At 70.7% G+C, this 11,394-nt stretch carries 11 protein-coding genes; 6 read left to right on the top strand and 5 right to left on the bottom strand.

Features of this window, described 5'->3' with window-relative positions:
- On the bottom strand, nucleotides 1-522 hold a 522-nt coding region (locus AB1K54_RS05870), incomplete at its 3' end, for a helix-turn-helix domain-containing protein (RefSeq protein ID WP_371201800.1).
- 122 nt (nucleotides 523-644) lie between these two features.
- On the opposite strand from AB1K54_RS05870, the gene AB1K54_RS05875 reads away from it, so the two are divergent.
- Together AB1K54_RS05875 and AB1K54_RS05880 are read left to right on the top strand one after the other, a co-directional pair.
- Entirely contained in the window at nucleotides 645-2,348 is a 1,704-nt protein-coding gene (locus AB1K54_RS05875) for a sensor histidine kinase (protein WP_371201801.1), read from the top strand.
- A complete protein-coding gene (locus AB1K54_RS05880) occupies nucleotides 2,345-3,508 on the top strand; it encodes a hypothetical protein (protein ID WP_371201802.1) in 1,164 nt (387 codons plus the stop codon). The genes AB1K54_RS05875 and AB1K54_RS05880 overlap by 4 nt, the downstream gene beginning before the upstream one ends.
- A 30-nt stretch (nucleotides 3,509-3,538) precedes the next feature.
- Here AB1K54_RS05880 and AB1K54_RS05885 read toward each other — a convergent pair whose 3' ends face one another.
- Nucleotides 3,539-4,318: a response regulator transcription factor gene (locus tag AB1K54_RS05885; RefSeq protein WP_371201803.1), complete on the bottom strand. Its 780-nt coding sequence runs from the start codon at nucleotides 4,316-4,318 to the stop codon at nucleotides 3,539-3,541.
- Nucleotides 4,319-4,743: 425 nt separating this feature from the next.
- On the opposite strand from AB1K54_RS05885, the gene coaE reads away from it, so the two are divergent.
- Together coaE and uvrB are read left to right on the top strand one after the other, a co-directional pair.
- Nucleotides 4,744-5,364, top strand: coding sequence for a dephospho-CoA kinase (coaE, locus tag AB1K54_RS05890; protein WP_371201804.1), 621 nt, complete (start codon nucleotides 4,744-4,746; stop codon nucleotides 5,362-5,364).
- A 52-nt stretch (nucleotides 5,365-5,416) separates the two neighbouring features.
- Nucleotides 5,417-7,498, top strand: a complete 2,082-nt coding sequence (gene uvrB / locus AB1K54_RS05895) for an excinuclease ABC subunit UvrB (RefSeq protein ID WP_371201805.1) — start codon at nucleotides 5,417-5,419, stop codon at nucleotides 7,496-7,498.
- A gap of 227 nt (nucleotides 7,499-7,725) precedes the next feature.
- Here uvrB and AB1K54_RS05900 read toward each other — a convergent pair whose 3' ends face one another.
- A complete protein-coding gene (locus AB1K54_RS05900) occupies nucleotides 7,726-7,980 on the bottom strand; it encodes a hypothetical protein (protein ID WP_371201806.1) in 255 nt (84 codons plus the stop codon).
- 35 nt (nucleotides 7,981-8,015) lie between these two features.
- On the opposite strand from AB1K54_RS05900, the gene AB1K54_RS05905 reads away from it, so the two are divergent.
- Nucleotides 8,016-8,468 (top strand): MarR family winged helix-turn-helix transcriptional regulator, encoded by a 453-nt coding sequence (locus tag AB1K54_RS05905; protein ID WP_371201807.1) that lies wholly within the window; start codon nucleotides 8,016-8,018, stop codon nucleotides 8,466-8,468.
- A gap of 24 nt (nucleotides 8,469-8,492) precedes the next feature.
- Here AB1K54_RS05905 and AB1K54_RS05910 read toward each other — a convergent pair whose 3' ends face one another.
- On the bottom strand, nucleotides 8,493-9,128 hold the full coding sequence (locus AB1K54_RS05910; RefSeq protein WP_371201808.1) for a hypothetical protein: 636 nt from the start codon (nucleotides 9,126-9,128) through the stop codon (nucleotides 8,493-8,495).
- The gene (locus AB1K54_RS05915; protein ID WP_371201809.1) at nucleotides 9,125-9,769 is read right to left on the bottom strand and encodes a hypothetical protein; all 645 of its coding nucleotides are present in this window, start codon (nucleotides 9,767-9,769) and stop codon (nucleotides 9,125-9,127) included. The genes AB1K54_RS05910 and AB1K54_RS05915 overlap by 4 nt, the downstream gene beginning before the upstream one ends.
- A 101-nt stretch (nucleotides 9,770-9,870) precedes the next feature.
- On the opposite strand from AB1K54_RS05915, the gene AB1K54_RS05920 reads away from it, so the two are divergent.
- Nucleotides 9,871-11,373: a LuxR C-terminal-related transcriptional regulator gene (locus AB1K54_RS05920; RefSeq protein WP_371201810.1), complete on the top strand. Its 1,503-nt coding sequence runs from the start codon at nucleotides 9,871-9,873 to the stop codon at nucleotides 11,371-11,373.
- Nucleotides 11,374-11,394: the final 21 nt, after the last annotated feature.

Here is an 11,394-nt window from a genome sequence, read left to right on the forward strand (position 1 = left end):
GTCCAGCTCTCGCTTGATCGTCGAAGCCGGCCGACCCAGCTGCCGGCCTATCTCACGCAGCGACGCGCCCTGCCGGCGCAGGTCTGCGATCCGCTCGCGCTCAACGAGAGTCAAGAACCGCGGATGCAGGGTCGCCTCCAACGCTGTCACCGGTGGCGGCTGGTTCCCATCGACGTAACTGATCACACCCGCTTTGTAGTCCACCCGACGCCCGTCCGGGTGCAGGCGCGAGCCGTTGATCTTGCGGATGCCCTTGTCCCAGTCCTCGGCCGTCCGCTCATGGACACCGACTCGCAGAGCAGCGTCCCGCCGACGAACCCCTAACGCGCGCAGCCGGTCATACTCAGCCCGTCCCGGATGAGCGGCCCGTCCCGGCTTGCCGCGACCGCGCACACCCGCCCTCCGCGCCCACCCGAACGCAGTATGCCGATTCACACCGACCACGCGCGCCGCCGCTGTGACACCGCCCTCCTCACGATCCAGCGCCTCGAAGAACCGAACCTTCAACTCCTCAGAAACCACGATCCCCGCAACCCCCTGAAACTCAGGGTGTTGCGGGGATCGCTAGAACCCGCCCTTTGGGTTCCGGCCCATCGCCGTCTTGCGCGGTACTCCGCGTCGGCGGCATCCACTACGGTCACGGTATGGCCGTGATCGACCCCGGAGGTCAGCCGCTGCGTGCGGCGCGGTGCGCGGGGCGCGCGCGCGCCGCCGGGGCACGGGCGTCCGACCACACACGGGCGCGCGCGGCGCTGCTCAACCAGCTGCTGCTGGCATCGGTCGTGTTCCTGCTGGCGGTCATGGTCGCACTCGGGCCCTTCCTCGGCGACGTGACGGTCTTCTTCTTCGGCGCGGTGGCGATTCTCGTCCTGACCGCAGCGACGTTCGTGATCCCGTGGAATCGCCTCGCCCCTGGGTGGGTCGCCGCCGTCCCCGCGCTGGACTTCTCCGCGATCGGCTTCATCCAGCTCTCGGCGCCGCAGTCGCTGCTGGGGCTCCTGTGGATCTTCCCGGTGACGTGGCTGGCGTCCGGGTTCGGCCTCCTCGGCCTGTACGGGGCGATCGTCGCGATCACGGCGACGCTGGGCGTGCTGCTCCCGTTCGCAGATTCCGAACTGAGCTATCCGACGATCCTCCTGCCGCTCGTGCTGCTGGCCATAGCGGCGACGAGCTATCTGACGGCGCGGCGGTCGGAGGCGCAGCGCATCCTCCTGGCCAAGCAGGCCCAGCTGCTCACGGGGGTCCTCGAGCGCACCCGGCGCCAGGAGGAGGAGCTCACCGAGGTGCTGGACGCCGTGGACTTCGGGGTGATCCGCATCGGCCCGGACGGCGAGGTCGCCGTGACGAACGAGGCGCATGGGCGACTGCAGCGCGCCCTCGGCGTCGACGACCGTGCGGGTGCCGACGGCGACGAGGTGGCGGCGTTCCTCGACGACGGCGTGACGCGCCTGCGTCCGGAGGAGCTGCCGCTGGAACGCGCGCTGCGCGGCGAGGCGTTCGACGGGCAGGTGGTGTGGTTCGGCGAGCCCGTCGGTGCGCGCCGAGCGCTGAACATCACCGCGCGCCGGCTCAGCGACCCGATCGGCGCCGATGCCGGCGCCGTCGTGGTCTCGCGCGACGTGACCACCGAGCTGACCGCGCTGCAGGCGCGCGACGATCTGGTGGCCTCCGTCTCGCACGAGCTGCGCACGCCGCTCACCTCCATCCTCGGCTACCTCGACCTCGCCCTGGACGACGAGGGCGTTCCCGAGCCGGTGCGTGCGCGCCTAGAGATCGCCGAACGCAACGCCGAGCGGCTGCTGGGCATCGTGGGCGACCTGCTCGCCGCGTCGAGCTCGTCGCCCTCGTCGGTCGAGCTGGCCATCGCGCCGCGGCTGATCGAGGTCGACGAGATCGCGCGGTCCGCGGCCGAGGCGATGCTCCCGCGCGCTGCCACCAGGGCCATCACGCTCGACGTGAACGGGCTCGAGCCGGCATCGGCGTGGGCGGACCCGCTGCGCCTGCGACAGGTCGTCGACAATCTCCTCTCCAACGCGATCACCTACAACCGGGACGGCGGCTCCATCTTCCTCGGCACCACGACCGACGGGTCGGCGACGTGGATCCTGGTCCGCGACACGGGCACAGGGATCGACGAGGCGGAGCGGGCGCGGCTGTTCCAGCGCTACTACCGTGCCGGTGCGCGTCGGGGCACGGGGAGCGGCCTGGGCCTGGCGATCAGCCGCGACATCGTCAGAGCGCACGGCGGCGACATAGGCCTGCACAGTTCCCCCGGCGTGGGCACGACCTTCGTCGTGAAGCTCCCCGCGCTCGAGCCCGATCCCCCCGCAGCCGAGGAGGCCCCATGACCCTCGACCTCTACAGCGTGACGGTCGTCGCCGCGCTCGTCGTCAACACGAGCGGGGTGCTGTTCATCGTCGAGACGATCATCCGCCGCGACGAGGGCGCGGGGCGGATCTGGTCGATCGCGTTCCTCGCGGCGATGCTCACCACGATCGCGTACGTGCTGTGGTCGCAGATGCCCGGGGTCCAGTGGCCGATCGCGGTCGGCAACGCCGCGTTCGTGGCCGGCACGGGCGGCGTGTGGCTGGGGATTCGGGTGTTCAACGGCAGGCGCATGGCCGCGGCATCCGTCATCGTCGGCCTCGCCGTCGTCGCAGCGGCGGTGGCCGTCTTCGTCGACCCGCGCACCGATGACTGGGCGGGTGCGATGTGGATGTTCGTCGCGCTCATCGCGTTCGCGGGGCTGGGCGCGGCCGAGTGCCTGCGCGGCGCGCTGCTTCAGAGCCGCACCGCGTGGGTGCTCGCGCTCGTCCTCGGGTTCCAGGCGCTGTACTACCTCGCCCGCACGGGCGCGTTTCTGATCTCGGGCCCCGAGAGTGCGATCTTCACCGACTACTTCGGAACGGTGAACACCGCGTTCCTGACCGTCGTCCTCACGATCGTCGCCGTGGTGGTGGCCTCCGTGCTGCGGGCCTCGCGGGCGCCGGTGCGTGGGTTCGCCCGCGCTGCGGATGCCGCGGACGATGATCTGGGCATTCTCTCGCTCGACGCCTTCGAGCACGCGACGGCCGCTGTGTGCGGGCGTGCCGCACCCCGCGGAGAGCTCGTCGGCCTGATCGCGGTGCGGATCGAGGACCTCGAGCAGATCTCCACCGCATTCGGCAGCGACGTGGCGCTGTCGGTCACCGAGGTGTGGCGCGAGGGCGTGCGCGCGCATGTCCCGTCGGACGCGATCGTCGGCGAGGACGGACCGACGGGGCTGCTCGTCTCGCTCGTCACCGAGTCACCGGCGACCGCGCGCCGCTCGGCGGCTGCGATCTATCGAGGACTCTTCGACGATCTGGGTCGGGTCGGCGGCGGCGTGCTTCCGGTGCTGGGCGTCGGTATGGCGCTCACCGACACCGTGGGCTACCGCGTGGGCGATCTGACGACCACGGCGAGGGCTGCGGCCCGTCGCGCCGCGGCGAGCGTCGAGACGTCGGTGCTGGTCAGCGACGGGCTCTGATCGCAGCACGGATGCCTCGACCCTCCTGCCTCACGCGGTGAGGCGATAGCCGACGCCGCGCACGGTCTCGATCCATTGCGGGTTCGCGGGCGATTCGCCGAGCTTGCGGCGCAGATTCGCGACGTGCACCTCGATCGCACGGGCGTCGCTGTCGCTGACGTACTCGATGCCGGTGCTCCGCTCGCCGCGGAGCATGAGCGCGAGATCGCCCTTCCCGCGCACCCGGCGCCCGGCTTCGAGCAGGTCTGCGAGGATGTCGAACTCGCTGCGGGTCAGGTCGAGATCCACGCCGTCGACCGACACGATGCGCGTGTCGCGGCTGAGGCGGAGTCCCTTGTGCTCGAGCCAGATGCCGTTCGCGCCGTTCGCCGCGGCAGACAGCACCGGGGCAGCCTCGGGCTGCCGATCGCTGGGGTCCTGCAGCGCGCCGTCGATGCGATGGCGGGGACGGCGCAGCATCGCGTCGACGCGCGCGCGCAGCTCACGGGGGCGGAAGGGTTTGGCGATGTAGTCGTCCGCACCGGCCTCGAGGCCCTGCAGTGCGTCGATCTCCTCGGTGCGCGCGCTCAGGATGACGATGTACGTCGAACTGATGGTTCTGATGCGTTTGGCCGTCTCGAAGCCGTCCATGCCGGGCATGTTGATGTCGAGCGTGGTCACGAGCGGCTGATGCAGACGCACGAGCTCGAGTCCGTCGACGCCGGTCGCCGCTCCGTACACCTCGAAGCCGGCCTGACCGAGGACAGCGCCGAGCAGAGACCGGATGTCGGTCTCATCCTCGATCACGACGGCGACGCGTGGCTGATCCATCGAAGCTCCCAGCGGGGCGGAAGCCTGCGACTGCGACTCCCGGGCCTCGGTCAGGATATCCCAGAACGCAACTTCGAACGGGCGTGAGCCGCTGGCCATGTCACAGCCGAATCGGGGTCGGCGCGAGCTGGACGACGCCGTGCCCGCCGACACGAACGGCCGCGCGGGCCGGGGACCGGCTGCGTCCGGCGATGGAGCGACACGAGCGGAGAGCCGCGTGAGTCGGCGACGCAATCTCGGTGCGCCACACGGTCATCTCACGACCTCCCCAGACTCCGCTCGTGTCGAGGTCCATCTCCCTCTCAGGCGACACCCACGGTATCGGCTCGTCCTCAGGCACGCCTCAGGCGCGGCTCAGGAGTGTCCAAATGTTGCGGCCGGGCGGTGGGCAGCCGGATGCTGCCGGCCGTGGCATCCTCTTAGGCATGCCCCTCGTCGCACTCACCGGAGGCATCGCCTCGGGAAAGTCCACCATCGCCGCGCGACTCGTCGAACACGGCGCGATCGTCGTGGACGCCGACGCGATCGTGCGCGATGTGCAGCAGCCCGGATCGGCTGTGCTCGCGGCGATCGCCGACGCGTTCGGCGGCGACGTCATCCGCGCCGACGGCTCTCTCGATCGGGCGGCGCTCGCCGGGCGCGTGTTCGGCGATGCCGACGCGGTCGCGCGGCTGAACGCGATCGTGCACCCCGCCGTGCGCGTGGAGTCGCAGCGCCGTATGGACGCGGCGTTCGCGGCCGACCCCGCGGCGGTCGTCGTCTACGACGTGCCGCTGCTGGTCGAGGCCCGCGCGGACGACCCGTGGGAGCTTGTCGTGGTCGCCCACGCCCCCGCCGAGGTGCGCGCGCGGCGCCTGGTCGAGCTGCGCGGGATGAGCGAGACCGATGCCGCCGCCCGCCTGGCCTCGCAGGTGTCGGACGACGCGCGCCTGCGCATCGCGGACGTCGTCATCGACACCTCGGGCACCCTCGCTCAGACCGAGCGACAGGTCGACCTGCTGTGGGAACGGCTGAAGCGCGGGGACGCCGGGCGCCGCACCGGGTGAGCGCAGAGCGAACGCCCGCCCCGGTGTCGGAGGCCCGGCATAGTCTGAAGTGATGCAGACCACGCGATCCGTGCGGCCGTTCGAGGTCGTCAGCGAATACCAGCCCAGCGGCGATCAGCCGCAGGCGATCGCCGAGCTCGCGGCGCGCATCAACGCCGGCGAGACCGATGTCGTGCTGCTCGGCGCGACGGGCACCGGCAAGTCGGCGACGACGGCTTGGCTCGTCGAGGCGGTGCAGCGGCCCACGCTGGTGCTCGCGCACAACAAGACTCTCGCGGCGCAGCTTGCGAACGAGTTCCGTGAGCTCATGCCCAACAACGCCGTGGAGTATTTCGTCTCGTACTACGACTACTACCAGCCCGAGGCGTACGTCCCGCAGACCGACACTTTCATCGAGAAGGACTCGTCGATCAACGCCGAGGTCGAGCGCCTGCGGCACTCGACGACGAACTCGCTGCTGAGCCGGCGCGACGTCGTGGTGGTCAGCACGGTGTCGTGCATCTACGGACTGGGCTCGCCCGAGGAGTACCTGCGCGCGATGGTGGCGTTGCAGGTCGGCGAGCTGTACGACCGCAACGCGCTCATCCGCAAGTTCATCGCGATGCAGTACAACCGCAACGACGTCGACTTCTCGCGCGGCAACTTCCGCGTGCGCGGCGACACGATCGAGATCATCCCGGTGTACGAGGAGTTCGCGATCCGCATCGAGATGTTCGGCGACGAGATCGAGGCGCTGTACATGCTCCACCCGCTGACGGGCGATGTCGTGCAGCGCCTCGAGGCGGTGCCGATCTTTCCTGCCACTCACTACGCGGCCGGCACCGAGACCGTCCAGCGAGCTATCGGCACGATCGAAGACGAGCTGGCCGAACGCCTGAAAGAGCTCGAGTCGCAGAACAAGCTGCTCGAGGCTCAGCGACTGCGCATGCGCACGACGTTCGATCTCGAGATGCTGCAGCAGCTGGGGTTCTGCTCGGGCATCGAGAACTACTCGCGGCACCTCGACGGCCGCTCGCCGGGCGAGCCGCCGCACACCCTGCTGGACTTCTTTCCCGACGACTTCCTCATGGTCATCGACGAGTCGCATGCCACCGTCCCGCAGATCGGGGCGATGTACGAGGGGGATGCCTCGCGCAAGCGCACGCTCGTCGAGCACGGCTTCCGCCTGCCGAGCGCACTCGACAACCGCCCGCTGCGATGGGACGAGTTCAAGGACCGCGTCGGCCAGACGGTGTACCTCTCGGCAACTCCGGGCCGCTATGAGATGGGGATCGCCGACGGCGTCGTCGAGCAGATCATCCGTCCGACCGGGCTCATCGACCCGCAGATCGTCGTGAAGCCCTCGAAGGGGCAGATCGACGACCTGCTCGAGCAGATCCGCGTGCGCGCGGGGCGCGATGAGCGCGTGCTGGTCACCACGCTGACGAAGAAGATGGCCGAGGAGCTCACCGACTTCCTGGGCGAGCACGGTGTGCGGGTGCGGTACCTGCACTCCGATGTCGACACGCTGCGCCGCGTGGAGCTTCTGACGGAGCTGCGCGCCGGCGTCTACGACGTGCTGGTGGGCATCAACCTGCTGCGAGAAGGTCTCGACCTGCCCGAGGTGTCGCTGGTGGCGATCCTCGACGCCGACAAAGAGGGGTTCCTGCGGTCGGGCACCTCGCTCATCCAGACGATCGGCCGCGCCGCGCGCAACGTGTCGGGTGAGGTGCATATGTACGCCGACACCGTCACCGACTCGATGCGCAACGCGATCGAAGAGACCAACCGCCGTCGCGAGAAGCAGGTCGCCTACAACCTCGAGCACGGGATCGACCCGCAGCCGCTTCGCAAGAAGATCGCCGACATCACCGAGGTGCTCGCGCGCGAGGCATCCGACACCGACCGGATGCTGCGGGGCAAGGCCGCTGCGAAGACGAAGTCCGGCAAGGGCAGGTCCTCGACGCCTCAGCTGCGGCGTGAGGGCATCGCGGCCGAGGGCGCCGAGCAGCTCGAGGCGACGATCGCCGATCTCAGCGACCAGATGCTGGCTGCCGCCGGCGAGCTCAAGTTCGAGCTGGCCGCCCGCCTGCGCGACGAGGTCCAGGACCTCAAGCGCGAGCTTCGGGCGATGGAGCGCGCTGGCCACGCGTGACGCCGCGGCACTCGGGGAGTTGTCGGCCCTCTGCCCGCAGGGTCGGGCAGGAGCACGAGGCCGTCTTCGTCAGATTCTCGCGCCACCCGCGGCTCGACCGCGTCGATGGAGCGGTTGCGCCCGTGGCCGACGGGACCGCGAGTGAGCTCCCGCGGACGCTCCTGGTTTCAGGAGCCGCCCTGCCTTCGTGCGGATGCCGGTGCCGGGCGCGGGCCGCGCTCGAGCGGTCACGGGCAGTGCATGAGCGGCTTCGGGCCTGACCGGTCGAACGTGTGGTTCGCAATCGGCGCGCCGCACAGCGGACAGCCGCGCTCGGCCCGCTCGGCCGGGGTCGGTGGGGGAGTCGTCTCGTAGGGGCCGACCGCTGCGGGGCCGGCCAGGCGGATGAGCTTGGAGTTGAACCACGCGTACCACCCGCCGGCTTCGCGCGCCCGCTGGCGCAGGGGGATCTTGTCGTGGGGGGTGGCATCCGATGCTGGCATAGCAATTAGTGTACTAATCATTTGGGCACGATACGATGGTGACCGTGTCAGAACCCACACCCGACGACCTGCTGAAGCTCGACAACCAGGTCTGCTTCGCGCTCGTGACCGCGGCGCGCAACGTCGTGGCGATCTACCGTCCGGTGCTCGAGCCGCTGGGCCTCACGCACCCGCAGTATCTCGTGATGCTCGCGCTGTGGGAGCAGTCGCCGCGTTCGCTCGGCGAACTCGCCGACGAACTCGCGATGGAGCCGGCGACGCTCTCGCCGCTCGTCAAGCGCCTCGAGGCGCAGGGCCGCGTCTCGCGCTCGCGCCGACCCGACGACGAGCGCGTTCTCGAGATCGCGCTGACGCGCGAGGGCCGGGCGTTGCGTCGGCAGGCGCTCGATGTTCCCCAGCGCATCATGGAGCGGGTGGGGATGGATGCCGCGCAGCTGGCTGCGCTCCGCGACTCTCTGGCGCCCTTCGCCGGGCGCCGACCCCGCTGATCCGAGCAATCGGCCGACGGCGCTTCACTCTGCTTTCGCGGTCTCGACCGCGATTTCCGATCGCGTCGCGGCGTCGCGGAGGGCCGCCAGCCGACGGAACGGAATCGAGGCGGCGATCATGAGCAGTGCCAGGAGCGATGCCACCAGCAGCATCACCCACCAGCCGCGCGCGGTCGTCACGGCGAGCCTTCTCCCGCCGATGAGCGGGACCGTCGCCGCTGTGCTCGCGATCACGAGGATCGCGAGCACAGCGCAGACCATCCGGCGCCACGTCGGACGCCCGCCCAGCGCATAGCCGCCCGCGAGCCCGCCCAGCGCGACACCGATCGCGCCGCCGCCAAGTCCCGAGGTGAGAAGCGCCCACAGCTGGCCCGGCAGCAGCATCGGGAACACCGCGAACGCGAGGACGGCCACCGCGCACCAGCGCAGACCGATGCGGCCCCGCCGTTCTCGCCCGTCCAGCGTCGTCGCCGCGCCGAGGGCCGCCCCCGCGATCACCCCGGGCAGGAGGATTCCCACGAACGTCCCGGCCCAGTCCACGTTCGTGGCCGTCCAGTTGATCTCGGCCATGTAGGCGCGCAGGCTCGCCGCCCACGCGAGGCCGCCGATCGCTCCGACCGCGACGCGCGCACCGATGCGTGCCGCGATGTCGGCGCTCATGACGCCGACCTTCCAACAGCGGCGTCCGCCGTGGCACGCCGGGGCGCGGCATCCGCACCCGCCCACCGCAGCATCGCCCAGCCGAGTGCGGCGAACAGCAAGAGCCAGAGGCCGATCACGATGCGCCCGAGGAGGAAGCTCGCGAACAACGCCGGCAGCATGGGCACGAAGACCCAGACCCCCATGGCGAGAGCGATCCAGCGCGACGGGCCCGTCAGCACACGAGCACGCGCGGCAGCCACCCCGAGCAGCACGAGGGTGATCCCGCTCAGAAGGCTCAGCGTCCCATAGCCCGCGTCGATCCAGGCGAGCTGTTCCGAGGGAATGGGATGCCCGTTGCCGACGATGACGACGAGCTCCCACACGCCGAGCAGAGCCATCACGACGACCGCCGACCAGCCCGAGAGGTCGGCGAAGCGCCCACGGCCGGCCAAGCCTGCCCGCCAGAACGCCCAGAGCGCGAACGCCGTCAGCAGATGGTGGGCGGCGAACACCGCTTGGACGACGACGAAGGCCGCAGGCGACAGAGGATAGTTGAACACATCGGGTGGGACAGCCGGCGGGACGGCGAGGAGGAATGCGGCCCCCAGCGCCCCGGTGATCCCCGCGACGGCGGCGGCCCAGCCGCCGATCCGAGCCACGCGTCGAGCTTGCATGACATCTCCCTTCCTGCTGAGGCCGACGATAGGATGATCGCCATCCCGCGGGCATCCGTGGTTCCACGCAATTCCGGGGAGAAGCGATGCCTGGGACGCCGCACGATCGGTCCGGGGATGCGGCCTGGCATTCTCGGTCCGCTGCAGCACAGGCCCGTCGGCTGCTGGATCGGGCGCGCAGCGAAGCACGGAGCGGTTCGCTCACCGACGCGTGGCGGGCATGCCTCGCGGCCGCCGATCTGGCGCGGCAGCTGGGCGACGCCGAGCTGCTGGCCGAGGCCGCCACCGCCGTGTCGGATCCCTCCATCATGTGGAAAGCGGCAGGTGACCGCCAAGGGCTGTGCCTCGAGGCTCTCGGCATGCTCGGACCGCCCCCGGACGACGGCGACGAGCCGGCGAGCCGACGGGAGTGGCGCGCGCTCGTGCGCACCCACTTGGAGGGACTGTCGACCGGGTGGGCCGATGGAGTCGTGCCGTCGGCGCATCGGATCGATCGGGTCGAGGCCGAGCGGCGATTCGCAGGACTGCAGACGGCGTACCTTCACGCGCTCGGGGTGGAAGGGCTTCCGCAGCGGCTGGCGCTCGCGCACGACGCCATCGGCCTCGGGCGCGCGGCATCGGACGACCACATCCTCGCGTGGGGCTGGCACTGGCGCGCAGACGCCCTCGAGCAACTGGGGCTGCGTGTGGACTTCAATCACGCGATCGGCGAACTCGCAGCCGTGGTCGAGCGCACCGACTCGCGCATCTGGTCGTGGCGGATGGCGGCGATCCGGGCGAGCATCGCGCTTTTGGAGGACCGCCTCGTCGACGTCGCGCCCCTCGCCGAGGCTGCCCGAGAGTCGGGACGCAGCGCGGGCGTCGAGGACGCAGAACTGTTCGACCTCATCCTGCGCGGCGCCCTCGCCCGCCGCACGCGCGAGGGACTCGAAGGGATCGAGGAGGAAGTGCGGATCCTGATCGCCGACGCTCCGTTCTTCGCGCAGGGGTGGCGTGCCGAGATCCTGCTGGCACTGGGGCGACTGGACGAGGCGTTCTCGATCTTCCGTGCGCTGATGCGCCATCTCGACGAGATCCCGGCCACGGTCCATGAGTGGCTCGTCGGGCACGTCGCTCTCGCCGACCTCGCGGTGGCGGCCGCCGATCGCGAGAGCTCGGCGCGGCTGCGTGCCGTGCTGCTGCCGGCGTCCCACCTGCACGCGACCGGCCCCGCCACGACGCCGTACGGCGGCCCGGTGGCGCTGGCGCTTGCCAAACTCAGTGCGCTCGTCGGCGATGACGTCGCGGCGCAGCGCTTCGCCGCCGACGCTGTGGCCCGGGCCGAAGCGATGGGTGCGCCGTGGTACGCGGCATCCGCCCGCCAATTCGCCCTGCCACGTCCGGCGAGCCCGCTCGCGCCGCTGTCGGCGCGTGAAGCAGAGGTCGCGCGTCTCGTCGCGGACGGCCGGACGAACCGCGAGATCGCTACGACGCTGTTTCTGTCGGAGCGCACGGTGGAGCAGCACGTGCGCAGCATCCTGCACAAGCTGGCCCTGCCGAACCGGGCGGCCGTCGCCGCGTGGGTGGCGCGATCGTCCGTCTCGCCCTGAGGAGGGCGGTCGCGGCGTGCG

The sequence above is a fragment of the Microbacterium sp. BWT-B31 genome, from assembly GCF_041379855.1.
Lineage (GTDB): Bacteria > Actinomycetota > Actinomycetes > Actinomycetales > Microbacteriaceae > Microbacterium.

Coding starts and splice junctions, on each gene's coding strand:
- AB1K54_RS05875 (WP_371201801.1), top strand. CDS start 645: ATGGCCGTGATCGACCCCGGAGGTCAGCCGCTGCGTGCGGCGCGGTGC.
- AB1K54_RS05880 (WP_371201802.1), top strand. CDS start 2,345: ATGACCCTCGACCTCTACAGCGTGACGGTCGTCGCCGCGCTCGTCGTC.
- AB1K54_RS05885 (WP_371201803.1), bottom strand. CDS start 4,318: ATGGATCAGCCACGCGTCGCCGTCGTGATCGAGGATGAGACCGACATC.
- coaE (WP_371201804.1), top strand. CDS start 4,744: ATGCCCCTCGTCGCACTCACCGGAGGCATCGCCTCGGGAAAGTCCACC.
- uvrB (WP_371201805.1), top strand. CDS start 5,417: ATGCAGACCACGCGATCCGTGCGGCCGTTCGAGGTCGTCAGCGAATAC.
- AB1K54_RS05900 (WP_371201806.1), bottom strand. CDS start 7,980: ATGCCAGCATCGGATGCCACCCCCCACGACAAGATCCCCCTGCGCCAG.
- AB1K54_RS05905 (WP_371201807.1), top strand. CDS start 8,016: ATGGTGACCGTGTCAGAACCCACACCCGACGACCTGCTGAAGCTCGAC.
- AB1K54_RS05910 (WP_371201808.1), bottom strand. CDS start 9,128: ATGAGCGCCGACATCGCGGCACGCATCGGTGCGCGCGTCGCGGTCGGA.
- AB1K54_RS05920 (WP_371201810.1), top strand. CDS start 9,871: ATGCCTGGGACGCCGCACGATCGGTCCGGGGATGCGGCCTGGCATTCT.